General features: G+C 71.2%; 22 protein-coding genes. 11 read left to right on the top strand and 11 right to left on the bottom strand.

What is annotated here, in order from left to right; all coding sequences use genetic code 11:
• Nucleotides 1-155: 155 nt before the first annotated feature.
• The gene (locus tag ABZ928_RS05040; RefSeq protein ID WP_361515104.1) at nt 156-800 is read right to left on the bottom strand and encodes a peptide deformylase; all 645 of its coding nucleotides are present in this window, start codon (nt 798-800) and stop codon (nt 156-158) included.
• A 140-nt stretch (nt 801-940) separates the two neighbouring features.
• Here ABZ928_RS05040 and ABZ928_RS05035 point away from each other — a divergent pair, with 140 nt between their 5' ends.
• The gene (locus tag ABZ928_RS05035) at nt 941-2326 is read left to right on the top strand and encodes a PepSY domain-containing protein (RefSeq protein WP_361515103.1); all 1386 of its coding nucleotides are present in this window, start codon (nt 941-943) and stop codon (nt 2324-2326) included.
• Nucleotides 2327-2397: 71 nt separating this feature from the next.
• Here the strand turns inward: ABZ928_RS05035 and ABZ928_RS05030 are convergent, their stop codons facing one another.
• The 3 genes from ABZ928_RS05030 to ABZ928_RS05020 are packed head-to-tail and all read right to left on the bottom strand — an operon-like array spanning nt 2398 to nt 3736.
• Nucleotides 2398-2751, bottom strand: a complete 354-nt coding sequence (locus tag ABZ928_RS05030; RefSeq protein WP_361515102.1) for a tetratricopeptide repeat protein — start codon at nt 2749-2751, stop codon at nt 2398-2400.
• Nucleotides 2752-2801: 50 nt separating this feature from the next.
• On the bottom strand, nt 2802-3248 hold the full coding sequence (locus tag ABZ928_RS05025; protein ID WP_361515101.1) for a MarR family transcriptional regulator: 447 nt from the start codon (nt 3246-3248) through the stop codon (nt 2802-2804).
• Nucleotides 3245-3736: a MarR family transcriptional regulator gene (locus ABZ928_RS05020; RefSeq protein WP_361515100.1), complete on the bottom strand. Its 492-nt coding sequence runs from the start codon at nt 3734-3736 to the stop codon at nt 3245-3247. Before ABZ928_RS05020 ends, ABZ928_RS05025 begins: the two co-directional genes overlap by 4 nt.
• A 144-nt stretch (nt 3737-3880) precedes the next feature.
• Between ABZ928_RS05020 and ABZ928_RS05015 the strand changes: the two genes are divergently transcribed.
• From ABZ928_RS05015 to ABZ928_RS05005, 3 genes are all read left to right on the top strand, one after another.
• The gene (locus tag ABZ928_RS05015; RefSeq protein ID WP_361515099.1) at nt 3881-4846 is read left to right on the top strand and encodes a pirin family protein; all 966 of its coding nucleotides are present in this window, start codon (nt 3881-3883) and stop codon (nt 4844-4846) included.
• 99 nt (nt 4847-4945) lie between these two features.
• Nucleotides 4946-5659 (top strand): SDR family NAD(P)-dependent oxidoreductase, encoded by a 714-nt coding sequence (locus ABZ928_RS05010; protein WP_361515098.1) that lies wholly within the window; start codon nt 4946-4948, stop codon nt 5657-5659.
• A 73-nt stretch (nt 5660-5732) separates the two neighbouring features.
• Nucleotides 5733-6455 (top strand): helix-turn-helix domain-containing protein, encoded by a 723-nt coding sequence (locus ABZ928_RS05005; protein ID WP_361515097.1) that lies wholly within the window; start codon nt 5733-5735, stop codon nt 6453-6455.
• Nucleotides 6456-6504: 49 nt separating this feature from the next.
• Here the strand turns inward: ABZ928_RS05005 and ABZ928_RS05000 are convergent, their stop codons facing one another.
• Nucleotides 6505-7674, bottom strand: coding sequence for an FAD-dependent oxidoreductase (locus tag ABZ928_RS05000; RefSeq protein ID WP_361515096.1), 1170 nt, complete (start codon nt 7672-7674; stop codon nt 6505-6507).
• A 98-nt stretch (nt 7675-7772) separates the two neighbouring features.
• Here ABZ928_RS05000 and ABZ928_RS04995 point away from each other — a divergent pair, with 98 nt between their 5' ends.
• Nucleotides 7773-11450: a family 78 glycoside hydrolase catalytic domain gene (locus ABZ928_RS04995; protein WP_361515095.1), complete on the top strand. Its 3678-nt coding sequence runs from the start codon at nt 7773-7775 to the stop codon at nt 11448-11450.
• 48 nt (nt 11451-11498) lie between these two features.
• Here the strand turns inward: ABZ928_RS04995 and ABZ928_RS04990 are convergent, their stop codons facing one another.
• The gene (locus tag ABZ928_RS04990) at nt 11499-12707 is read right to left on the bottom strand and encodes a cytochrome P450 (protein WP_361515094.1); all 1209 of its coding nucleotides are present in this window, start codon (nt 12705-12707) and stop codon (nt 11499-11501) included.
• A 284-nt stretch (nt 12708-12991) separates the two neighbouring features.
• Between ABZ928_RS04990 and ABZ928_RS04985 the strand changes: the two genes are divergently transcribed.
• Together ABZ928_RS04985 and ABZ928_RS04980 are read left to right on the top strand one after the other, a co-directional pair.
• A complete protein-coding gene (locus ABZ928_RS04985; RefSeq protein WP_361515093.1) occupies nt 12992-14380 on the top strand; it encodes a glycoside hydrolase family 43 protein in 1389 nt (462 codons plus the stop codon).
• A gap of 146 nt (nt 14381-14526) precedes the next feature.
• Entirely contained in the window at nt 14527-14892 is a 366-nt protein-coding gene (locus ABZ928_RS04980; protein WP_361515092.1) for a cupin domain-containing protein, read from the top strand.
• 48 nt (nt 14893-14940) lie between these two features.
• Here the strand turns inward: ABZ928_RS04980 and ABZ928_RS04975 are convergent, their stop codons facing one another.
• Genes ABZ928_RS04975 through ABZ928_RS04965 form a run of 3 tightly spaced genes read right to left on the bottom strand, consistent with a single transcriptional unit; the run spans nt 14941 to nt 17934 of the window.
• On the bottom strand, nt 14941-15711 hold the full coding sequence (locus ABZ928_RS04975; RefSeq protein WP_361515091.1) for a hypothetical protein: 771 nt from the start codon (nt 15709-15711) through the stop codon (nt 14941-14943).
• A gap of 16 nt (nt 15712-15727) precedes the next feature.
• Nucleotides 15728-17080, bottom strand: coding sequence for a VWA domain-containing protein (locus tag ABZ928_RS04970; RefSeq protein WP_361515090.1), 1353 nt, complete (start codon nt 17078-17080; stop codon nt 15728-15730).
• Entirely contained in the window at nt 17077-17934 is an 858-nt protein-coding gene (locus ABZ928_RS04965; protein WP_361515089.1) for a MoxR family ATPase, read from the bottom strand. The genes ABZ928_RS04970 and ABZ928_RS04965 overlap by 4 nt, the downstream gene beginning before the upstream one ends.
• Nucleotides 17935-18093: 159 nt before the next feature.
• On the opposite strand from ABZ928_RS04965, the gene ABZ928_RS04960 reads away from it, so the two are divergent.
• Nucleotides 18094-18648, top strand: a complete 555-nt coding sequence (locus ABZ928_RS04960; protein WP_361515088.1) for a TetR/AcrR family transcriptional regulator — start codon at nt 18094-18096, stop codon at nt 18646-18648.
• A 112-nt stretch (nt 18649-18760) separates the two neighbouring features.
• On the opposite strand, the gene ABZ928_RS04955 is transcribed toward ABZ928_RS04960, so the two are convergent.
• Nucleotides 18761-20074, bottom strand: coding sequence for an FtsX-like permease family protein (locus ABZ928_RS04955; protein ID WP_361515087.1), 1314 nt, complete (start codon nt 20072-20074; stop codon nt 18761-18763).
• Nucleotides 20075-20077: 3 nt separating this feature from the next.
• Complete coding sequence (locus ABZ928_RS04950) at nt 20078-20863, bottom strand: ABC transporter ATP-binding protein (protein ID WP_361515086.1); 786 nt, start codon at nt 20861-20863, stop codon at nt 20078-20080.
• A 167-nt stretch (nt 20864-21030) separates the two neighbouring features.
• Here ABZ928_RS04950 and ABZ928_RS04945 point away from each other — a divergent pair, with 167 nt between their 5' ends.
• From ABZ928_RS04945 to ABZ928_RS04935, 3 genes are read left to right on the top strand one after another with little or no spacing between them, the layout of a single operon-like run.
• Entirely contained in the window at nt 21031-21711 is a 681-nt protein-coding gene (locus ABZ928_RS04945) for an ABC transporter permease (RefSeq protein WP_361515085.1), read from the top strand.
• Nucleotides 21708-22379, top strand: coding sequence for an ABC transporter permease (locus ABZ928_RS04940; RefSeq protein ID WP_361515084.1), 672 nt, complete (start codon nt 21708-21710; stop codon nt 22377-22379). The genes ABZ928_RS04945 and ABZ928_RS04940 overlap by 4 nt, the downstream gene beginning before the upstream one ends.
• Complete coding sequence (locus tag ABZ928_RS04935) at nt 22376-23314, top strand: ABC transporter substrate-binding protein (protein ID WP_361515083.1); 939 nt, start codon at nt 22376-22378, stop codon at nt 23312-23314. Before ABZ928_RS04940 ends, ABZ928_RS04935 begins: the two co-directional genes overlap by 4 nt.
• Nucleotides 23315-23336 lie beyond the last annotated feature (22 nt).

Genomic DNA, 23336 nt, shown 5'->3' with positions numbered 1-23336 from the left:
GGGAGAACGCTCCGAATCAAGCGAAAAGGACACACGGGTGGCGTGGGAACGGGTCCTGAGCTAAGAGATTCGGGGCGTAGACATACGGCCAAGGTAGTGGAGGCGCCGCGGCGGGCGCCTCCGAATTTTCGCGACGAGCAGCCTGACCGGATCGGCTAAGGCAGCTCGAAACCAAGGGACTTGGCGGCCTGCGCCGGCGTCGGCTGCGCCCACCGCTCGGCCATCGCCTGGTTCGACGACAGCGACCGCAACTCCGCCCGGTCGAGATAGAGCATCCCGTCGAGGTGGTCGGTCTCGTGCTGCACGATCCGCGCCGGCCACCCGGAGAACACCTCGTCCACCGCACGCCCGTGCTCGTCCTCGCCCGTCAGCCGCACCTCGGCATGCCGGGCCACCACGGCCTGCCAGCCCGGCACACTCAGACAGCCCTCGAAGAACGCGGCACGCGCGGCGCCGACGGGCTCGTACGACGGATTGACCAGTACCCGGAACGGCTGCGGGACCCGTCCCCGCGCCACCCGGATCTCCTCCGGGACCGGCGCCGGGTCCTCGATCACCGCGATCCGCAGCGGTACGCCGACCTGCGGTGCCGCGAGGCCCACGCCGGGTGCCGCGTGCATGGTGACGCGCAGCGCCTCGACGAACCGGGCCAGCAGCGCGGGGTCCAGCTGTCCCTCGAACCGCTCGGTGCCGCGCCGCAACACCGGGTCACCGGCGGCGACGATCGGCAGCGGACCGTCGGTGTGGAGCAGCCCTTCGACGAGCTCGGCAAGGGGCGGGTGGGGAGGGGGAGTTGCCATCGCGCCAGGATGCCACGGCCCCCCACACACCCCCGTGTGACGCAGGGCACAGAAATCTCCGGGAACTCGACCGCCACTTCCCCCGACTACTGGACCGGTACAGCCGAGAAAACGTCCCCTGCCTCCGGAGATAGCCGCCGATGACCTCCGCTCCCTCGACGACCACCGACGAGGCCCCGAAAGCCGCCGACCCGACGCCGAAACCCGGCACCTGGGCACCGCTGCGCCCGCTGGTGCTGCGCCTGCACTTCTACGCCGGACTGCTCGTCGCGCCGTTCCTGCTGGTGGCCGCCGTCACCGGACTCCTGTACGCCGGCTCCTTCCAGGCCGAGAAGATCATCTACGCCGACGAGTTGACCGTCTCGAAGGTCGGCGACACCGAACTGCCCATCTCCCAGCAGGTCGCCGCCGCCCGCGAGGCCCACCCCGAGGGCACCGTCTCGGCCGTACGGCCCGCCCCGGAGGACGACGCGACCACCCGCGTGCTGCTGTCCGGCGTCAAGGGCATCGACCCCGACCACACCCTCGCCGTGTTCGTCGACCCGTACACCGCGAAGGTGGAGGGCGCCCTCGAACAGTACGGCTCGACCGGCGCGCTGCCGCTGCGCACCTGGATCTCCGAGTTCCACCGCAATCTGCACCTCGGCGAGACCGGCCGGCTCTACAGCGAGCTCGCCGCGAGCTGGCTGTGGGTGATAGCCGGCGGCGGTCTGGTGCTGTGGTTCGCGCGCCGCCGGACCCAGCGCAAGGTGCGCGGCACGACCGGTCGGCGCCGCACGCTCGGCCTGCACGGCAGCGTCGGCGTCTGGGCGGCCGCCGGATTCATCTTCCTGTCGGCGACCGGACTGACCTGGTCGACGTACGCGGGCGCCAACATCGACGAACTGCGCACCCAGCTCGGCCAGTCCACCCCCTCCGTCACCTCGACCACGGGCGGCGACCACGCGGGCCACGGGGCCTCCGCCTCGGCCGGGGACGCCGAGCACGGCGTCGGCCTCGACAAGGTCCTCGCGGCGGCGCGGGCCGAGGGGCTCGGCGACCCCGTCGAGATCGTCCCGCCGGCCGACGAGACCTCGGCGTACGTCGTCAAGCAGGTCGGACGCAGCTTCCCCACGAAGCAGGGCGCGGTCGCCGTCGACCCGACGTCAGGGCAGGTCATCGACGTACTGCGGTTCGCCGACTACCCGGTCCTCGCCAAGCTGACCCGCTGGGGCATCGACCTGCACACCGGCATCCTGTTCGGGCTGGTCAACCAGATCGCCCTGATGCTCCTCGCGCTCTCCCTGATCCTGCTGATCGTGTGGGGCTACCGCATGTGGTGGCAGCGCGGCCGCGGCTCCGCCTTCGGCCGTCCGATCCCGCGCGGCGCCTGGCAGAAGGTGCCCCCGCAGATCCTGCTGCCGTGCGTGGTGGTCATCGCCGTCCTCGGCTACTTCGTCCCGCTGCTCGGCATTCCGCTGGCCGCGTTCCTCGTCGTGGACGTGGTGCTCGGGGAGATCGCCCACCGAAGGGCGAGCCGCGCCTGACCCGGACGGCACAGGGGCCCGGTTCCGTCATGGAACCGGGCCCCTGCCGTATCGCTCGTGTCGCTCGTCGTTCACCGCTCGTCGAAGTCGAAGTCCCCGGCGAGAGCGGAGGCCAGGCGCAGATGCGGTTCGGCCTCGTCCTGCCGGCCCTGCCGTTCCAGCGTGCGGCCCAGCATCAGACGGGCGTAGTGCTCCACCGGGTCGCGCTCCACGATGACGCGCAACTCGGTCTCCGCGCGCCGCAGCTGGGCCGAGTGGTAGTAGGAGCGGGCCAGCAGCAGCCGCGGTCCGGTCTGCTCCGGCACCTCCTCGACCAGCCCGCCCAGGACGCGCGCCGCGGCGGCGTAGTCCTTGGCGTCGAAGAACATCAGCGCGCGCTCCCAGCGCTCCGCCGGCGTTCCGTGGTCGTAGTACGTCGTCTCCACTGTCGACCTCCTTCGACGCGGTCAACGGAGCCGGTTGGTTCAATATTCCACTAACTGTTCAGGGCGGCGAGCTCGGCGTTCGCCCGCTCGGTGATCAGGGTCAGCACCCGTCCGGCGACGGCCAGATCCTCCTCGGGGATGTCGGCGTAGACCCGGGCGGTGAGGGGGGCGGTCGCGGCGGACGTCGTGTCGTACAGCTCCCGACCGGCGTCCGTGATCCGCACCTGGGACGGCTCCTGGGGGACCAGCAGCTGCGCGGCGATCAGCCCGTCGACGACGGAGCCGGCCTCCTCGGCGCCGATCTTCAGCGAGTCGACGACCCCGCCGACGATGAGGTCCCGCTCGACCGGCCCGTCGGCGACGGCGGCGAGGCGAAGGGTGACGGACTGCTGGAACGTCACGTCGTGACGGGCCAGCACCCGCTCCAGCACCGCCCGGGCCGCGTAGTGGGCCAGGGCTATGGTGCGCGGGTTCAGCAGGGGAGTGGTGGTGGTCATGACTGCTCCTTTTCGGACTCACTGTCGAGGGCGAGCGGATCGAGAGGTGCGTCGAGCAGGGTCGCGAGTTCGGCGCTGAACTCCCGGGTGCGCGGGCTGTCGAGCCCGCCGAGCGGCGCGAGGAGCTGCTCCAGCAGTCCCTGGACGACCTTGATGGCCCGCCGGGTGGTGTCGCGGCCCTCCTCGGTGAGGGCCAGCTGCACGGCACGCGGGTCGCGCGGGTCGCGGGTGCGCTCGATCAGGCCCGCGGACTCCAGGGAGCGCGCCAGCTTGGAGACGTAGAGCGGCTCAAGGCCGGTCTGGTCGGCGAGCCGCCGCTGGCTCGGGCGCTCGCCGTCGCGCTGCATGCCGTACAGGGACGCCACCAGCGAGTACTGCGCGTGCGTCAGCCCCAGCGGGGCCGTCGCGCGGTCCACCGCGGTCCGCCACTTCATCGACAGCCGCCACACCAGGAAGCCGGGTGTCGCCTTCTCGTAACCCTTGCTCATGGCGAATACAGTACATGGCTACTATGTCCATGGCTACTATTTTTCGGAAGGCTCCCTGGCGCTCCCCGGCACTCCCCGCAACTCCCCGGCACAGCCCGGATGACGGACTGACGGGACACCGCCCACGGGGCTAGGTTGGGCGTCATGAGCAATCTTGATCGCGACGCGGCTCCCGCCCTGTGCGGCGGCCGCGGCTTCGTGGTGGCGGAGCCCGTTCGTGAACTCCTCAGCCCCCGCACCGTCAAGCTCGGCGAGTCCACCGAGGTCCGTCGGCTGCTCCCCAACCTGGGGCGGCGCATGGTCGGAGCCTGGTGCTTCGTCGACCACTACGGCCCCGACGACATCGCCGACGAGCCCGGCATGCAGGTGCCGCCGCACCCGCACATGGGCCTTCAGACGGTGAGCTGGCTGCACGAGGGCGAGGTGCTGCACCGCGACTCGACCGGCAGCCTCCAGACGATCCGCCCGCGCGAGCTGGGCCTCATGACCTCCGGACGGGCCATCAGCCACTCCGAGGAGAGCCCCAAGTCGCACGCCCGCTTCCTGCACGGGGCCCAGCTGTGGGTCGCCCTCCCCGACAGTCACCGCCACACCGACCCGCGCTTCGAGCACCACGCCGAACTCCCGGTCGTCACGGCACCCGGCGTCAAGGCCACCCTGATCCTCGGCGCTCTCGACGGCGCGGCCTCGCCCGGTACGACGTACACCCCCATCGTCGGCGCCGACCTGAGCCTCGCCCGGGGCGCCGACGTACGCCTCCCGCTGGAGCCGGACTTCGAGTACGCCGTGCTGTCCATGTCCGGCGAGGCCCATGTGGACGGCGTCCCGGTCCTGCCGGGCTCCATGCTCTACCTCGGCTGCGGCCGCACCGAACTCCCGCTGCGCGCCGAGTCGGACGCCTCGCTGATGCTCCTGGGCGGTGAGCCGTTCGAGGAGGAGCTGATCATGTTCTGGAACTTCATCGGCCGCACCCAGCAGGAGATCGAACAGGCCCGCGAGGACTGGACGACGGGTTCCCGCTTCGGCGAGGTCAAGGGGTACGACGGTGCTCCACTGCCGGCTCCTGCGCTGCCGCCCGTCCCGCTGAAGCCGCGGGGCAGGGTGCGCTGACCGGCGCGATCAGAGGGTGAGGAGGGCCTTGGTCGCGTGGCACCCGGGGCCTCGTCCTCGCCTCCTTCTCCTCCTTCTCCGGAACGGAAGACGACCGACATGGCACTGATCCTGGTGACCGGAGCGTCCAGCGGGCTCGGGCGCCACACCGCGGACGCGCTGGCCGAGGACGGCCATGACGTGGTCGTCCATGTGCGCAACCGGGACCGTGTCGCCGATACGGCGGACACGGCCCGCTGGAAAGGCGTCATCACCGGGGACCTCGCCGAGCCGGACGAGATCCCCGAAGTGGCCCGGCAGGCCGCCGAGTTCGGCCGCTTCGACGCCGTGATCCACAACGCCGGCACCATGCACGTCCCGGACGCGGTCACCGTCAACACCCTCGCGCCGTACATGCTCACGGCCCTGATGGACAAGCCGGCCAGGCTCGTCCACCTCAGCAGCTCCATGCACCGCACCGGCACCACCGACCTGCGGGAACTGGCCACCGGGACCGCCTCCTACAGCGACAGCAAGCTGTGGGTCACCACCCTCGCGCTCGCCCTCGCGGCACGCTGGGAGGGAACCGTCAGCCACGCCGTCGACCCCGGCTGGGTCCCCACCCGCATGGGCGGCGCGGGCGCCCCGGACGATCTGACCGCCGGACATCGCACCCAGGAGTGGCTCGCCACCCACGACGACGTGACCCCGCGCACCGGCGGCTACTGGTACCACCGGCGGACACAGACGCCCCATCCCGCGTCCCGGGACCCGGAGTTCCAGGCCCGGCTGCTCCAGGCCCTGGAGAGGCGCACGGGCATCGCGCTCGACTGAGCGCCGCGCCGCCGGGCTCGGCGGGCTCGGCGGGGGAAATGGATAGGTTGATCCGATTGCTAGGGTGGCCGCCATGACCCCAGGCGCCCGGCCCTCCGACGGCACAGCCCAGCCCCCGCGCAGCGACACCGCCCAGCCCCTGCGCAGCGACGCCGAGCGCAACCGGGAGCGGATCATCGCCGCCGCGCGCACGGTGTTCGCCCGGGACGGACTCGGCGCGTCCATGGCCTCCGTGGCGCGTGAGGCGGGCGTCGGGATCGCGACCATGTTCCGGCGCTTCCCCACGAAGGAGGAACTGGTCGACGCCGTCTTCTTCGACCGCATGGACGCCTACGCCCGGACGGTCGCCGCCGCGCTCGACGACCCCGACCCCTGGCACGGGTTCGTCGGCTACATCGAGACCGCCTGCGCCATGCAGGCCGCCGACTTCGGCTTCGCCGACGTGCTCATCACGACCTTCCCCACCGCCAAGGCCATGGAGGAGCGGCGCAACGCGGCCTACGAGGGCATGGTCGAACTCATCGGCCGGGCGAAGGCGACCGGCCGGCTGCGCGAGGACTTCGACCCCTCGGACCTGGTGCTGCTGCACATGGCCAACGCCGGCGTCGTCAACGCCACCGGCGCCGCCGCCCCCGACGCCTGGCGACGCGTGGCCGCCCTGTTCATCCAGTCCTTCGCGGCCCCGGCCCGCGGCCCCCTGCCCGCCTCACCCGCGCACGAGGCCCTCTACAAGGCGATGCTCCGCGGCGCCCCGACGGGCGACAGCACGGCACCGACGCCGGACAAGAGCGACTGAGGCTCCCACCTCACCCTGAGGCGGGAGCGGTCCTTTCCTCGCGTGCGTGTCACAGAGGGAACCGCTCCGGCCGGAACTCCGCCAGCAGCTCGTCCCTCTCCCCGCGGACGATCTCGGAGGCGAGCAGCCGTCCGATCACCGGCCCCAACGTGATGCCGCTGTGGGAGACCGCCTCGTAGTAGCCCGGAACAGTCGGCACCGCCCCCACCGAGGGGAACCCGTCGGCCGGGATGGGCCGTTGGGACACCCGTGCCTCCATGACGGGGGAGTCGCCCAGCTCCGGGACGACGTGCCCCGCCAACTCCCGGAGCAGCTGCGCGAGTCGCGCCGGTTCCTCGCCGGTGTCGATGAGCGCGTCGATCTCACGGCTGTGGAGGACCATCGAACCGACCCCGTCGGGCCGCATCTCGATGCGAGGCGCGTGCATGGCCCGACCCACCGGGACCCGATCGCAGCCGATCCGGGCGACGACGCCGGGTTCCCGGCGCATCGGCAGCCGGCGCCCGACGAGCCCGGCGACCCCGGAGGCGCCGGGGCCCGCCGCGTTCACGACGGCGTCGACGTCGAGACGGCTCCCGTCGGACAGGGCGACCGTCCGGACGCTCCCGTCGCCCCCGGTGCCGATGTCCCGGACCGCGACGCCGGACCGGAGTTCGGCCCCGGCCGCCACCGCCAGGCCCACCAGCCGGTCCACGAGACGCCGACCGTGCACCCAGGCCTCGTCGGGGTAGAACACGACGGGTGCCTCGCCGGGAATCGTGAGCGCGGGTTCGAGGCGGCGGCGCACCTCGGCCCCGGTGTGCACCTCGACCCCGTAGCCCCAGTCGGCCAGCAGCTCGACCGTCTCCAGGAGCTTCGCCCGCGCCGCGGGACCGTCCGTCCAGCGCAGATGACCGCTGGGATGCCACCACGAGTCCGGCCCGATCGTGTCGGCGAGTTCGCGGTGCGCCGCCATCCCCGCGACGTTCAGATCGAAGTAGGACCTGCGCACCGTCTTGTTGCTGGCGTTGACCCACGAGAACGACCAGTTGGTCACGCCTTCCCCCGGCCGGGCCGCGTCGATCAGGACCACCCCGACGCCGCGCCGTGACAGGTTCCAGCCGACGGCGGCTCCCAGGACGCCCACTCCGATGACCGCGACACGCCCCGGCCGTTCCACGGACCCGATCCCCACGAGCGCCCCCTTCTCGTTGTCGACCGAACCATTGTGCTCCGGCACAAGCGGCCATAAGCTAACCGCTTGGAAGGGATTGAAACGTTTCAGTACGTTCGAGCCGCCCCCTCCGCCCTCTGTGCGTGAGCGAAAGGAACCGAGCCGTGGCCGAGGACAACAGAAGCGCGCTGAGTCGCAGACACATGCTCGCCATCATCACGGCGACCGCGGCAGGGGCCTCGCTCCCGCTCGCCGCAGCGCCCGACGCCGTGGCGGCGCCCGACGAGCGCCGCTCCGCTCCCGCCGGTCTCCAGGTCAACTCCCGGGTCGCCCCGCTGGGCACGGAGACCGCCCCGGCGTTCAGCTGGATCCCGCCCGTGGCACGGCAGACCGCGTACGAGATCCATGTCGGCACCGCCCCCGGCGCGGCGGACGTCTGGCGCAGCGGCAAGGTCACGAGCTCGAACAGCACCGGGGTGGCGTACGGGGGCGACGCGCTGCGGTCCGAGCGGGTGTACTACTGGCGGGTGCGGGCCTGGGACGAGGACGGCCGCCCCGGCCCCTGGAGCGAGCCCGCGACCTGGGAGACCGGGCTGCTCAAGGGCGAGAAGGACTGGGCGGGGGCGCGCTGGATCGGCGGCCGTGAGGCCCAGGACCACGACTGGACGGACCTGACCGCGACCGTCGTCTTCCGCGGCGGCGCCGACCCCACGACCGGGCTCTCCCTGCTGCTGCGCGCCGAACCCATCGGCAAGACCTGGGGCGAGGGCCTCAACTGGACCGTCAAGCAGGCGGGCGACACCTTGCAGTTGGTCATGCGGACCAGCCACTACGCCGGCAACACCTGGGTGGACGACGGCACTTCGGAGCCGAACTGGGGCGTCGACCACTACGACCCGCAGAGCGAGACCAACCCCACCACCTCCGGCACCCGCAACGTCCCGGTCGGCACGGTCTCCCTGCCCGCCACGGCCGGTCTGACGAAGGACACCTGGGCCACCCGCGACCACACACTGGAAGTCGCCGTCCGCGGCCTCACCGTCACCACCACCCTCAACGGCGTCGAGGTCGACAGCCGCACCCTCACCGGCGACCAGATCCGCCGCCACGGCAGCTTCGGCTTCGGCGCCTCCTCGGCCACTGTCCGCAGCGTGCGGGTCACCGGCATCGGCGCCCCCGACTTCGCCGCCGACCTCACCACCGGGGCCAACCCCTTCGAGAACGGCATCCCCACCCCCGGCGGCCTGACCTTCCCGCCCAAGAACCCGTACATCCCCGCCAAGAACACCGTGCTCCCCATCGCCAACCCGGCCCCGGTGCTGCGCCGCGCGTTCACCCTCCCCAGGGGCCGCCGAGTCGCCCGCGCCCGTCTGCACCTGAGCGCGGCGGGCAACGTCACCCTCACCGTCAACGGCGCCCCGATCACCGTCGACGGCAGACGCGCCGACGCGGGCCGCACCAACGTGCCCCGACTGCTCACCGACCAGAGCACCTACGACCGCACGATCCTGTACGACACCTTCGACGTCACCGCGCTGCTTGAGGCGGGCCGGGAGAACGTCGTCGCCGCCGAACTCGGGCGCGGCTGGTACGGGGTGACGACCCCTCAGGAGTGGTACTGGCAGCTCGCCCCCTACTCCGGCCAGCCCCGCCTGCGCGCGAAGCTCGTCGTGACCTACACCGACGGCTCGGCCACCACGCTCGTCACGGACCGGGACTGGCTCGCCGCCGACGGGCCCACCACCTTCGACTCCGTGTACTCAGGGGAGAAGTACGACGCCCGGCGCGCCGAGGAGTTGGGGGAGTGGCGCTCGACCGGCTACCGCGCGGGGCGGGCCTGGCGTCCGGCAACGGTGCTGATCCCGCCGGGCAGTTGCGTGAGCCCCACGCCGAAGTACCACGGCGCGCTGCCCGCCACGAGGATCCCCGACGGCTTCAAGGCGGCCTTTGTACGGGCGCACGAGGCCGAACCGGTGCTGGTCAGCCGGACGTTGCGCCCGGTCGCGCTCACCGAGACCGCGCCCGGCTCGGGCGTCTGGATCCTGGACTACGGCCAGATCCTGACGGGCCTCGTCCGTGTGACGCTCACCGATGTCCACCCCGACAAGGCGGGCCTCACCCTGCGGATCCGCGGCGGCAACCGGGTCAGCGGCGGTGACGGCACGGCCGCGAGCCCGTACTCGGTGGAGGAGGAGAACTTCCAGCACGACGCCGACCTCCAGACGCACTACTACACTCTCGGCGGCCGGTCCTCGCAGAGCTGGGAGCAGCAGTTCAGCCACTTCGGCTTCCGCTACCTGGAGGTCATGAACCTCGAAGCCGTCCTCGGCCGCACCCCCGACCTGACCCGGGACGCCGATGTGCTCACCGTCGGCGTCGCCCGCTCCGGCTTCGCCCGCACCGGCACCTTCAGCACCGACAACGCCCTGCTCAACCGCCTTCAGAGCAACCTGGAGTGGGCCGAGCGGAACAACCTGGTCCAGAAGCCCACCGACACCCCCTCCCGCGAGAAGAACGGCTGGACCGGCGACGCCATGGCCAGCTCCGAGTCGCAGTCGCTCACCTGGGACGTCAACGCCCTCTTCACCAACTGGCTGCGGCACTTCCCCGACAACCAGATCTCCACCGGCCAGCTCCCCATGATCGTCCCCGTCGCCAAGGGCGGCTACGGCTACGACCGCACCCCCGGCTGGAACGCCGCGTGGAAGGCCGTACCGGCCTGGGACTCCGCGTACTTCGTGATTCCGCGGGAGCTGTACACGTACTACGGCAACAGCACCCTGTTCGCCGAGCTCTACGACCATCAGGACACGCTCCTGACGCACTACGCGACCCTGTTCACCCCTGAGAACGACTACAAGTTCGAAGCCTCCCTCGGCGCCTACTCCGGCGCGGAGAGCCCCGGCAGCAACGCCGTCATCAGCCTCGCCTTCTACATCCACTTCTGCGACTACATGGACGAGGTGGGACGGATCCTCGGCCGCACCGAACGCGCCGCGCACTACGCGCAGTTGGCGCGCATCCTGCGCAAGGCGTTCATCGCCAACTACTGGGACGCGGAACAAGGCCACTTCACCCAGGGCAGCGTCTCCAGCGAGAACGCCATGGCCATCGCGTTCGACCTCGTGCCCGGCTCGGACCTGCCCCCGGACGACCCCCGGCACCTCGCCGGGGCGAAGACCATGGACGAGAACAAGAAGGTCCTCGCGCAGCTCCTCGCCGACCGGATCACCGCCGCCGACCACCACATCCAGAACGACATGTACGGCTCGCGCTACGAGTTCGGCATCCTCAGCGAATACGGCTGCACGGACGCCGCGTTGAAGGCCGTCACCCAGACCGGCACCCCCGGCTACGTGTACCAGATCGCCAAGGGCGCCACCTCGCTGTGGGAGCAGTGGACCGACCGGCTCTCGGTCAACCACCACTACCGCTCCAATGTGGCCACCTGGTTCTACCAGGGCCTGGCCGGCATCCGACCGACCTCGACCGCCTACGAGACGCTGCGCATCCGCCCGTACATCCCCGCGGCCGCGGTCAACAGCAGGGTCCCGAAGAACACCGAGGACACCGATCTGGCGCCCGTGCCGCTCGGTCGCGTGAGCGCCTCGATCGACACCGTGCGCGGCAGGGTCTCCTCGGAGTGGCGGCGCCGGGAGGACGGCCGGATCGACCTCGCGGTGACCGTCCCGCACAACACGGAGGCCGAGATCTGGGTTCCCACTCAGGGGAAGTCCGTCGTCGCGCCCAGGGGAGCCGCCTTTGTCCGGGACGACACGTCGGGAGGCGCGGAGTACGAGGTCTACCGGGTCCGGGCGGGGGCGTACCGCTTCAACCCCTGACCGGGCGACCGGCCCGCACCGGAGCCCGGCGCCTCGCGTCGGGCTCCGCTACCAGGTCACCGGCAGTTCGTAGACGCCGTACACCACCCCGTCGTCCTTGAACGGGATCTTCTCCAGGTCGACGGCCCGGCGCAGGGTCGGCACCCGGCGGAAGAGGGTGCCGTAGACGACCTGGAGTTCCAGGCGGGCCAGCGGCTGGCCCAGGCACTGGTGGATGCCGAAGCCGAAGGCCATGTGGCGGCGGGCGTCGCGGGAGATGTCGAGGCGGTCCGGGTCGGGGAAGCGGTCGGGCTGCCAGTTTCCCGTGGCGCCGGGGATGATGACACCGTCCCCGGCGCGGATGGTCTCGCCGCCGAGTTCGATGTCCGCGAGGGCCACCCGCCGCTGGCCGTTGTGGACCACCGTGAGATAGCGCAGCATCTCCTCGACGGTGCCCGCGAGGACCTTGGGGTCGTCGGTGTCCCGGACGAGCGCCAGCTGGTCGGGGTGTTCGAGGAGGGCGAGGACGCCGAGCGCGATCATGTTGGCCGTCGTCTCGTGCCCCGCGCCCAGCAGCAACAGGCCCAGCATCGCGGCGTCGAGGCGGCCGAGCTCGCCGTCCCGCGTCCGGGCGGCCAGGTCGGAGAGCATGTCGTCGCCCGGGGTGGCGAGTTTCGCCTGGAGCTGCTCGTCCAGGTAGCGCAGCAACTCCCCGCTCGCGGCCCGGGATTCCTCGACGGAGGCGTCCCGGCGGACGCCGACCTGGCTTCTGCTCTGGAAGAACTCGTGGTCGTCGTACGGGACTCCGAGCAGTTCGCAGATCACCAACGACGGGAGCGGCAGGGCCAGCGACTCGACCAGGTCGGCGGGGTTGGGGCCGTCGAGCATCGCGTCGATGAACGTGTCGGTCATCCGCTGCACGGCGGGGCGCATGGCCTCGATGCGCTTGATGGTGAACGGGCCCGTGACCATCCGCCGGATGCGCGCGTGTTCGGGGTCGTCCATGTTGAGGAAGGACGGCGGCATCTGCGAGTAGGCCTCCTGGAAGGCCGCGCTGAAGTGGGGGAAGCCCGGCCGCCGGGGATCGACGCTGAGCCGCGGATCGCCGTACAGCGCCCGCTGGTCCTCGTAGCGGGTGACGAGCCACGGTGTGCTGCCGTCCCACAACCGCACCCGGGAGACGGGCTGTTCGGCCTGGAGGCGCAGCATCTCCGGCGGGGGGTCGAACGGACACCCGGCGGCACGTGGCATCGGGTACGCGGGCACGGTCTCGGTCATCTCACTCCTCGGCGTGGGGGGAAGGGAGTCGCCGTCATGGAAGCCCGCGAAGCTGACAACTCCCAGCCATCGGGCTGACAGAAGACGGATCTGGCCGGATCGCGTGCCTGGAGCGGGGCGATCCCGCCACCGGCTCCGGCCGCTCGCTGCCGTCCCCTGTTCCCCACAGGAATCACCCAGCTCTGTCAGAACAATTGACGCGCCCCCGACACACTTCTACCTTCTGATCGATTCACCGAACCACGTTCGATATATCGGCAATCGGTGTCCCCTTGGAGAAGCGAATGAGCGCAAACCCCCACCTTTCGCGTCGGCGGTTCCTGGGCACGGCCGCGGCCGTCCCGCTGGCCGCGACCGGAGCGCTGGCCCTCGGTGCCGGCACCGCCCACGCCGCCGACTCGGCGTACGTGATGTGCTACTTCACCGAGTCCCCGGACATGCTGGCCGCCAACTACGGCCTGCACCTGGCCGTCAGCCTCGACGGCCTCCAGTGGACCCCGCTCAACCAGAACGACCCGGTCGCCACCCCGACCGCGGGCTCCACGGGTCTGCGCGACCCCTTCATCCTGCGCAAGCAGGACGGCACGTTCGTGGTGCTCGCCACCGACCTCAAGGGCACCGACTGGACGTACGTCAGCCAGTACATCCACGTCTGGGACTCCGCCGACCTGCGCACCTTCACCGGGTATCGGCGCATGAAGGTGCACAGCATGGACACCCACGCCTGGGCGCCCGAGGCGTACTGGGACGCGAGCCGCGGGCAGTACGGCGTGATCTACTCGGCCGTGAACTCCAGCGGCCACAACGTCATCATGGTGAACTACACCAGCGACTTCGTGACCGCCGGCGATCCCCAGGTCTTCTTCGACCCCGGCTACGACGTCATCGACGGCGACCTGGCCGTGGGCGTGAACGGGGTCAACTACCTCTACTTCAAGAAGAACTCGACCCTGGTCGGCGCCAAGTCCACCTCGCTCGACCCCGGCAGCTTCACCGAGTTCAGCACGGCCGTCTCGCACAACGGCACCGAGGCCCCGACACTCGTCAAGTCCCTGACGTCGAGCTCCACTTGGTACCTGTGGGGCGACACCTGGTCACCGAACGGCGTCTTCTACGCCTGGCAGACCAGCAGCCTCGCCGCCGGCACCTGGACGGCGCTGGACCAGAAGATCTACACCCAGCCGCTGAACTCCAAGCACTGCGGCATCCAGCCGATCACCTCGACCGAGTACAACAACCTGATCGCCAAGTGGGGCACCCCCGCCTGGAACCGGCTGAAGTCCTACAACTACCCGGCCCGCTACGTCCGCCACGCCAACTACGTCGGCCGGATCGACGAGTACGCCTTCGACCCGTACACCGACTCCCAGTGGAAGCTGGTGCCCGGCCTCGCGGACTCCTCGGGCGTCTCGTTCCAGTCGGTGAACTACCCGACCCGGTATCTGCGGCACTACAACTACGCGCTCCAGCTGGACGTGAACGACGGCACGTCGACGTTCGCCGCGGACGCCACCTTCTACCGGACCGCGGGCCTCGCGAACTCCTCCTGGTCGTCGTTCCGCTCGTACAACAACCCGACCCGCTACATCCGGCACTCGAACTACGTGCTGCGGATCGACCCGATCTCCACGAGCACCGAGCAGCAGGACGCCACGTTCTACGTCGGGTACTGAGTCGGTCACCGACACCCGAATGGCGCCCTCCGCTGGACAGGCGGACGATGGAGTGGTGGGGCTCGGCCCCCGCCGGTGCCGCGTGTCGCGGCCGGGAGACGGAGACCGGCCCGGCCGAGGCGTGCGGTACGGAAGGGAGAGCCGACATGCTGGAGATGAAGATCCTCGACAAACCCGACGAGCGGCGGGACTTCCCCAAGGGGCACCTGGAAGCCGTCCATCTCACCGGCCTCGACTTCGCCGTGGGCACTTTCGAGCCCGGCTGGCGCTGGTCCGAGTCGGTGGCGCCGATCGCGGGGACGAAGAGCTGCGAGGTGCACCACAACGGCTATGTCGTCCAGGGGCGCATGCATCTGCTGATGGATGACGGCGCGGAGGGCGAGCTCGGCCCCGGCGACGTCTTCGTGGTCTCTCCCGGGCATGACGCCTGGGTGGTGGGCGACGAGCAGTGCGTAGTCTACGACTTCGCGGGCGGTATGGCCAAGGACTACGCGAAGAAGGGCGACGGCTGAGGAAGGGCGACGACTGAGAGAGGGCGTGCCGTACTCGCGGCTCGCGGCTCAGGCCTCCGGAAGGCCTGGGCTCTGCCGGGCCTCGGCCCAGGCGCGCGGGCTCCGGTGGTGGTTCCGGTGCCCGGCGGCGAGTACGGCACGCAGCTCCGCGAGGTGTTCCGTGTCCGCCGGGAGGCGCAGCCGCGCGAGGAGGTCCGACGCGGCCGACGGTTCGAGGTCGCCGTAGACATCGCGGTAACCGCCGAGCAGGCCCTTGAAGAGCGCGGGGTGCAGGGCCGGGACGCGGGCGGCGAGGCCGTAGGCGGTCTCCTTTTCCGGCCAGGGGACCGGGCCCGAGCACTCCAGGACCCGGCGGGCCCGTCGGAGCAGCGGCTCCGGGGCGGGGTCCGTCAGCAGGTGGCCGTCATGGCCGAGGACTTCGGCGAAGGCGGTCGCCGAGGTGGCGCGGTCCTCGAACCAGTCGACCCAGAGCGAATACGTCACGGCGTCGGCCGTCTCGGGGGCCTCCAGTCGGCGCCGGTAGCCGTCCCAGAGCACGTCGGACGGCAGCGGGCCGCTCGGACCCCGGTCGGCGAGGCGGATCTCGCAGGTCACCCAGTAGTCGTCGAGGAGATCGAGCAGCCCGAACGCGAGCCTCAACTGACCCGCCGCGTCGAGGCTTTCGTCGGTGAAGACCTGTCCGGCCCAGGACTGGGCGACATCGTTGGCGGTGAGCCGCTTCTCGGGGGCGTCGGCATCGGCCCACGCGTCGTCGCCGACTTGTGTGACGCCGGCCTCCGCGAGCCAACGCCGGGCGTCCTCCCTGGCCTGCATGTCCATCCGCCCAGTATGGCGGTCAGATCGGCAGCAGCTGCCCCACCAGCTCGCCCAGCTGCCGGACGTTACGGCACTCGTGCATCTCGACCAGCTCGGCGTACTCCGGCGCGGCCGAGTCGCCGGTGCCCCACTGCGCGTGCTGCTCGGGATTCAACCAGTAGACGCGGCGGGCCCGTTCGGAGATCTGCCGGACGGCCGCGAGGTTCGGGTCGCTCATGTTCGTACGGGCGTCCCCGAGCACGAAGACGGTGGTGCGCGGGCCGACCGCGTCGCCGTACCGCTCCGCGAACTCGCCCAGCGCCATGCCGTAGTCGCTGCTGCCGTGATAGCCGGTGAGCGCCGCCTCCGACTGGATCCGGGCGCCGAGTCCCGCCGCGTCGGCCGCGCCGTGCTCAAGGAGGCCGGTCACCTCGTCGATGCGGTTGACGAAGGCGAACACCCGCACCTTGCTGAACTGGTCGTGCAGGGCCTGCACCAGCAGCATCGTGAAGTCCGAGAAACCGGAGACCGAGCCCGACACATCGCACAGCAGGACCAGTTCGGGGCGCGCGGGACGACGTCTGCGCAGCACCGGCTTCATCGGCACCCCGCCCGTCGACAGCGAGCCGCGCAGGGTCCGCCGCAGATCGATCGTGCCCCGGGACGCCCGGCGCCGACGGGCCGCAAGGCGCGTGGCCAGCTTGCGGGCCAGCGGCTGGACCGTCCTGCGCAGTTCGGCCAGTTGGTCCCTCCCGGCGAACAGGAAGTCGACCCGGTCGGCCGTGGGCCGCACCGCCCGCCGCGCGAGCTCGTCCCGGTCGCGCCGCTCGGCCACCCGCCGCCGCGCCTCCGTCGCGGCGAGCGCCCGGAAGACCGCGATACGGCGCCGGATCTCGTCGTCCAGCAACCGGTCCGCGAACCCCGAACTCCCCTCCCGCGCCCGGACATCGGCGCGCACACGCGCGAGCAGCGTCTGCGGACGGATCCGTTCGAGCGCCTGGTACGACGACCAGCCCTGCGACGCGGGGGAGGAGCCGTATCCGCCGAAGCCGTCGACGGCCTCCCGCGCCAACCGGGCCATCATGGCCTCGTCGCCCGCGGCGAGGGCCGCCGCGAGCCGGTCGCGCAGATCGTCCCGGCTCGCTGGGCCGGACCCGGGCGCGCCGATCCCGCTCGGGAAGTACAGGTCGAAGACCGGGTCGAACACCGGCCGTTGGGCCGTGCCGTGCAGCAGCGTCGCCGCCAGCCCCTCGCGCAGCAGCTCCCGGTCCATGAGGCCGAGCTCCTCCATCGCGCGGGCCGCGTCCACTGTCTCGCCGGTGCCGACGCGGATGCCGTGGGCGCGCAGGGCGGCGACGAGAGACGTGAGCCGCTCGGCGACCGGCGTGCTCACAGGGCGTCCAGGTCGAGTTTCGCGGCGGCCTTCTGGATGTCGTCCTGGTGCTTGAGGAGAACGCCCAGGGTGTCGCGTACGACGGTCTCGTCGAGCGTGCCGGCGCCGAGCGCCAGGAGGGTGTGGGCCCAGTCGATGGTCTCCGCGACCGAGGGCACCTTGCGCAGGTCCATCGCGCGCAGCGCGCCCACCACCCGGACCACCGACTCGGCCAGCGCCGCGTCGAGGCCCGGCACCTTCAGCCGTACGATCCGACGCTCCAACTCCTCCTCGGGGAAGCCGATGTGGAGGAACAGACAGCGGCGGCGCAGCGCCTCGGACAGCTCGCGGCTGGCGTTGGAGGTGAGGACGACGAAGGGACGGCGGGTCGCGGTGATCGTGCCCAGCTCGGGGACCGTGACCTGGAAGTCGCTCAGCACCTCCAGGAGCAGCCCCTCGACCTCGACGTCCGCCTTGTCGGTCTCGTCGATCAGCAGGACCTTCGGGTCGTCGCCGCGGATCGCCGTCAGCAGCGGGCGGGTGAGCAGGAACTCCTCGCTGAAGATGTCGGTGCGGGTCTCGTCCCACGTCTCGTCGCGGCCCGCGCTGATCCGCAGGAGCTGCTTGGCGTGGTTCCACTCGTACAGGGCGCGGGACTCGTCCACACCCTCGTAGCACTGCAACCGCACCAGCTCCGCCCCCGCCACCTGGGCGACGGCCTTGGCGAGCTCCGTCTTGCCGACCCCGGCCGGGCCTTCCACCAGGAGCGGCTTGCCGAGGCGGTCGGCGAGGAAGACGGTCGTGGCGACCGAGGGCGAGGCGAGGTAACCGGTCTCGGCGAGGCGTGCGGAGACGTCGTCGACGGAAGTGAACAACGGGGCCTCCAGGTCGGCGTCGAGGTCAGGGCGGGCGCGTGCGGACAGTCCACCTATCTAAGCGCTTGTTCAGGGGTCGTGTCACCCCCGGATCCGGTGACCTCCCCGCGGGCAAACCGATCGGTTTGCCCCGCCGCGGGGGCGAGGTAGCCTCGCCGTATGACCACCACCAGGGACCGTCTCCTCGACGCCGCGACCGAGCTCTTCTACCGCGACGGCGTCCACATCGGCGTCGAGGCGCTGTGCCGGACGGCCGGAGTCTCGAAGCGGTCGATGTACCAGCTCTTCAGCAGCAAGGACGAGGTGCTCGCGGTCGCCCTGGAGCGGCGCGCCCCCGACTACGCGAACGCGTTCTTCCCCGCCTCGCAGGACGCCGGCAGCGCGCGCGAGCGCATCCTGTACGTCTTCGAGCGGCTGGAGAAGCTCTCGGCCGAGCCCGAGTACCACGGGTGCCCCTATCTGGCCGTACAGGTCGAACTGAAGGACCCCGAACACCCGGCGAGCGAGGTCGCCCGGGTGGTGAAGGGGCGGCTGACCGAGGGGTTCCGTGCGCTGGCCGAGGAGGGCGGCGCCCGTGACCCGCAGCTGCTCGCGCGTCAGCTGACGCTGGTCTTCGACGGGGCGAGCGCCCGCGCCGGCGCCCGGGTGGAGACGCTGGACGGGCTGGTCACGCCGACGGTGTCGGCACTGCTGGACGCGGCGGGCGTGGCGTAGCGACCGGGTGCGACGGAGGGGCGGCCGCCGAAGCAGCCGCCCCTCATCGCGCTCGCCCTGTTCAAGCGCCCTCCCTGTTCACGCGCCCTATTCGGTCAGGCGGCCTTCCCGCTCACGCGGCCAGCCCCACCGCCTCCGTCGCCGGAGTGCGCAGCACCTTCCGGGCCGTCGCCAGACTCGTCCCCAGCGTCACCGCCGAGGCGACCGCCACCACCGCGAGCCAGATGCCGAAGGCCTGCCCCGGCAGCACCGCATCGGTGCGGACGACGGTGAACGGGACGATCCCCGCCAGTGCGGCGACCGTGCCGAAGAAGACACCGGTGGCCGTCAGGACCAGCGTCTCGACCCCCACCACACCGAGCACCTGACCCGGCGTCGCCCCCGCCAGCCGCTGCTGACCGAACTCCCGGGCGCGGTAAGTGGTCGCCGCGTACAGCGAGTTGACCAGCATCACGCAGACGAACACCACGATGATCCCGACGACCGTGAGGTTCAGCGTCTCCAGGTTCTTGGCGTCCACGGACTTCACCAGCCCCGACGCCTCGACCGCGTCGCTCTCCACCGACTGCATGGTGAGCGTCGCCGTGGCCACCGCCGTGAACAGGATCAGCGACATCAGGATCCCGGCGAGATGCCCGGCCCGCTCCCGCAGATTGCGCACGGCGAGCCAGCCCGCCGCCCCCGACAGCCGCAGCCGGTCAAGGACGCCCTCCAGCAGCCGCGGCGCCGACAGCGCGAGCCCCACCGACAGCAGGATCGCCCCGTATGCCGACGGCGCCATCAACGCCTCGTCCGTGGACGAGAAGAGGAAGGTCGAGGAGGCCGAGACCACGCCGGCCACGAGAGCGCCGTACGTGAGGAACCTCCGTGCCCGGCCGTGCCGTTGCCGCTGCCCGCGCGTCACCCGCCGGACGGCGAGGAAGGCCGCGCCCGCCGCCGCGAGCAGGGTGATGTCGACGCCCGTCATCAGCGCGACCGGACCGAACGAGTAGTCGACCGAACCCGCCACCTGGCCGCTGTCCTGGAACATGTCCAGCAGCGCCCGCCCGCCGAGCATCGCCGGGCCGATCGCCAGCACGGCGCCCACCAGGGCGACCGCCACCGCCTCACCGACCACCATCCGCTTGAGCTGCGCCGGGGTCGCCCCCGAGCAGCGCAGCAGCTCCAGCTCGGCGGACCGCTGCCGGACGTTCACCGTGAGCGTGGAGGCGACGGCGAAGAACACCAGCAGGGAGCCGTAGCCGCCCACCACGCTCGCCGCCGTCGTCAGCGTGTTCGCGCTGACCGAGTCGACACCGCCCTGCGCCGCCGTGTCGTGCATCGAGTTGAACGTCATGATGACCGCCGCGCCCAGGAAGGCGGACAGCAGCGTCGCGAGGAACCGTCCGGGACGCTGCCGGATCGACCGCATGGCCAGTACGAACATGGCTCACACCCCCACCGTCACGTCGTCGCCCAGGTGTGCGAGCCGTTCGGCGACCGCGTCCGGCGTGGGGCCGTCCATGCGCCCGGCCAGCCGGCCGTCGGCGAGGAACAGCACCGAGTCGGCGTACGAGGCGGCGACCGGGTCGTGCGTCACCATCACCACGGTCCGCCCGTGCACCCGCACCGCCTGCTGGAGCAGCCGCAGCACATCCCGCGCGCTGCGAGTGTCCAGGGCGCCCGTCGGCTCGTCCGCGAAGATCACCTGCGGCTCGCTCACCAGCGCCCGGGCGATCGCGACCCGCTGGCGCTGACCACCGGACAGCTGGTCCGGACGATGCCCGAGCCGGTCACCGAGACCGACCTGGGCGAGGATCTCCCGGGCCCGCCTCCGGTCGACGCGCCGCCGGGCGAGCTTGAGCGGCAGGACCGTGTTCTGCGCGACGGTGAGCGTCTCCAGCAGGTTGTACTGCTGGAACACGAACCCGATCCGGCCCCGCCGGAACCTCGTCAGCTCGGCCTCGGTGCCACCCGTCAGCTCGGTGCCGTCCACGACCACGATCCCGTGATCGGGCCGGTCGAGACCGGCCGCGCACTGCAACAACGTGGACTTGCCGGAACCCGAGGGCCCCATCACCGCGGTGAACGTGCCCCGCCCCAGGCTGAGGGTGACCCCGTCCAGGGCGGTCACGGCACTGTCCTCGCTGCCGTACGTCTTGCTGACCTTGACCAGGCGCAGCGCCTCGGCGGCGGGTCCCTTGTCGTGCGTACGTCCCGAGCGTGTGCGAAACATCGCCTTCACCTCTCCGTCCGGCACTCCCTGTGCCCTGACAGAGAAATTACGGAGCCGAAGGGCCGCGCACATGGGGCGCAGAACCCGTATCCGGGGGTGTACCCAGCACCACCCCGTACGGGTCACCCCAACGAGCCGACCCCCGGGCCCGCCGGTGCAATGGAGGGGTGACCGCGCCCCCGGACGACTGCCTCGCGCGCAACGAGTGGATCTGCGGCGAGTATCTGAGCACCCGTCGGCAGATCCTGATCGACGCGGTCGTCCAGCACCTGCAACTCACCGCCGTCTCGGTCCTCATCGGCCTCGTCATCGCCCTGCCGCTCGCCGTACTGGCCCGCCGCTGGGGCTGGGCCTCGGGACCCGTCCTCGCCGTCACCACGATCCTCTACACGATCCCGTCCCTGGCGATGTTCTCCCTGCTCCTGCCCCTGTACGGACTCTCGGCGGGCCTGGTCGTCGCCGGACTCGTCCTCTACTCGCTCACCCTCCTCGTACGGAACATCCTCGCCGGGCTGCGCGCCGTCCCCGAGGAGACCCGGCAGGCCGCCCGCGGCATGGGCTACGGCCCGATCCGCCTCCTGCTCACCGTCGAACTGCCCCTCGCCCTGCCCGCCGCGATGGCCGGACTGCGCATCGCCATGGTCTCCGCCGTGTCGCTGGTGACGGTGGGCGCGATCGTCGGCTTCGGCGGGCTCGGGAACCTCATCTACGCGGGCATGAACACCTATTTCAAGGCACAGGTCCTGACGGCCTCCGTGCTGTGCGTGGTGATCGCCGTGGCGGCCGACGTCCTGCTCCTGGGCGTGCAGTGGCTGATCACCCCGTGGACGAGGGCGGCCCGCGGATGAACACCCTCACCGACGCCTGGGACTGGCTCACCGACTCCGCCCACTGGGCCGGCGACGACGGCATCTGGCACCGCCTGCTCCAGCACCTCGTCCTGACCGTCGTCTGCCTCGTCCTCAGCTGTCTGATCGCCCTCCCGATCGCCCTGGTCCTCGGCCATCTCGGCAAGGGCGGCGCCCTGGCGGTCAACATCTCCAACATCGGCCGTGCGGTACCGACCTTCGCCGTCCTGGTCCTGCTGCTCCTGACGCCGATCGGCGACTGGGGCGAGGGCCCCACGGTCGTCGCCCTGGTCCTGTTCGCCATCCCGCCCCTGCTCACCAACGCCTATGTGGGGATGCGCGAGGTGGACCGGAGCGTGGTCCAGGTGGCCCGGGGGATGGGCATGACGGGACGGCAGATGCTGTTTCACGTGGAACTGCCCCTTTCGCTCCCGATGGTCCTGAACGGCGTCCGTATCGCCGCCGTCCAACTGGTCGCGACCGCCACCATCGCCGCGCTCGCGGGCGGCGGAGGACTGGGCCGGATCATCACGGCCGGCTTCAACCTCGCCAGTACGCCCCAGGTGGTGGCCGGAGCGGTCCTCGTGGCCGTCTTCGCGCTGATCGTGGAGGGCGTCTTCGAACTCGCCGAACGGCTGGCACCCCGGTGGGCTCGGGGGACCCGATGAGGCGGCGCCTGGGGGTGGGGATCCTCGTCCTGCTGCTCACCGGCTGCTCCACGGGCCCGTCCCTGGAGACCCAGGGCGCGGTCACCGCCGTACCCGGCGACAGCCACCACCTGACCATCGGATCCGCCGGTTTCACCGAGAGCGACCTGCTCGCCCAGATGTACGCCCTGCTGCTGAACCAGTCCGGATACAAGACCTCGCTGCTCACGGTCGCCAACCGCGAGCTCTACGAACCCGCCCTGGAATCCGGCCAGATCGACGTCGTCCCCGAGTACGCCGCCACCTTCGCCGACTGGCTCAACGCCAAGACCAACGGCGCCGACGCGGCCCCGGTCGGCTCACCCGACCTCGACGCCACCATGACGGCCCTGCGCCGACTGGCCGGCCCGCGCGGACTCACCGTCCTCGACCCGGGCAAGGCCGTCGACCAGAACGCCTTCGCGGTGACCACGTCGTACGCCCGTGCACACCACCTGAAGACCTTGAGCGACCTCGGCGCCTCCGGTCTGAAGGTACGGCTCGCCGCGGGTGACGAGTGCGTCCAACGCCCTTACTGCGAACCCGGGTTGAAGAAGACCTACGGCATCGACATCACCGGCGTCGACCCCAAGGGCGTCGGCACGACCCAGGCCAAGCGGGCCGTGCAGAGCGGCCAGGACCAGCTGGTGCTCACCACCACGACCGACGCCACCCTGAGCGACTTCGGGCTGGTACTCCTGGCCGACGACAAGCATCTCCAGAACGCCGACTACATCGTCCCGGTCGTCAACCGCTCCCGCGCGGGCAGCGAGGGCGTCACCAAGGCACTGGGCGAACTCAACCGCGTCCTGACGACGGCCGACCTCGCGTCCATGAACCAACAGGTCGACAGCTGGCGGCGGTTGGCGAAGGACGTGGCCCGGACGTATCTGGAGGACAAGGGCCTGCTGAAGTGAATTGTCAGTGGGGCCTCGTAGA

This window comes from Streptomyces sp. NPDC046909, from assembly GCF_040644695.1.
In the GTDB taxonomy this organism is placed as follows: domain Bacteria; phylum Actinomycetota; class Actinomycetes; order Streptomycetales; family Streptomycetaceae; genus Streptomyces.
Note: the sequence above shows the minus strand (reverse complement) of the source record. Positions and strands in the feature narration are given on the sequence as shown.

Excerpts from the sequence above, each read along its gene's own strand:
- ABZ928_RS04975 (WP_361515091.1), bottom strand. The coding sequence starts at position 15,711 with ATGGACATGCAGGCCAGGGAGGACGCCCGGCGTTGGCTCGCGGAGGCC.
- ABZ928_RS05005 (WP_361515097.1), top strand. The coding sequence starts at position 5,733 with ATGACCCCAGGCGCCCGGCCCTCCGACGGCACAGCCCAGCCCCCGCGC.
- ABZ928_RS05010 (WP_361515098.1), top strand. The coding sequence starts at position 4,946 with ATGGCACTGATCCTGGTGACCGGAGCGTCCAGCGGGCTCGGGCGCCAC.
- ABZ928_RS04935 (WP_361515083.1), top strand. The coding sequence starts at position 22,376 with ATGAGGCGGCGCCTGGGGGTGGGGATCCTCGTCCTGCTGCTCACCGGC.
- ABZ928_RS04980 (WP_361515092.1), top strand. The coding sequence starts at position 14,527 with ATGCTGGAGATGAAGATCCTCGACAAACCCGACGAGCGGCGGGACTTC.
- ABZ928_RS05040 (WP_361515104.1), bottom strand. The coding sequence starts at position 800 with ATGGCAACTCCCCCTCCCCACCCGCCCCTTGCCGAGCTCGTCGAAGGG.
- ABZ928_RS05015 (WP_361515099.1), top strand. The coding sequence starts at position 3,881 with ATGAGCAATCTTGATCGCGACGCGGCTCCCGCCCTGTGCGGCGGCCGC.
- ABZ928_RS05025 (WP_361515101.1), bottom strand. The coding sequence starts at position 3,248 with ATGACCACCACCACTCCCCTGCTGAACCCGCGCACCATAGCCCTGGCC.
- ABZ928_RS05035 (WP_361515103.1), top strand. The coding sequence starts at position 941 with ATGACCTCCGCTCCCTCGACGACCACCGACGAGGCCCCGAAAGCCGCC.
- ABZ928_RS04950 (WP_361515086.1), bottom strand. The coding sequence starts at position 20,863 with ATGTTTCGCACACGCTCGGGACGTACGCACGACAAGGGACCCGCCGCC.
- ABZ928_RS04940 (WP_361515084.1), top strand. The coding sequence starts at position 21,708 with ATGAACACCCTCACCGACGCCTGGGACTGGCTCACCGACTCCGCCCAC.
- ABZ928_RS04990 (WP_361515094.1), bottom strand. The coding sequence starts at position 12,707 with ATGACCGAGACCGTGCCCGCGTACCCGATGCCACGTGCCGCCGGGTGT.
- ABZ928_RS05020 (WP_361515100.1), bottom strand. The coding sequence starts at position 3,736 with ATGAGCAAGGGTTACGAGAAGGCGACACCCGGCTTCCTGGTGTGGCGG.
- ABZ928_RS04985 (WP_361515093.1), top strand. The coding sequence starts at position 12,992 with ATGAGCGCAAACCCCCACCTTTCGCGTCGGCGGTTCCTGGGCACGGCC.
- ABZ928_RS04960 (WP_361515088.1), top strand. The coding sequence starts at position 18,094 with ATGACCACCACCAGGGACCGTCTCCTCGACGCCGCGACCGAGCTCTTC.
- ABZ928_RS04955 (WP_361515087.1), bottom strand. The coding sequence starts at position 20,074 with ATGTTCGTACTGGCCATGCGGTCGATCCGGCAGCGTCCCGGACGGTTC.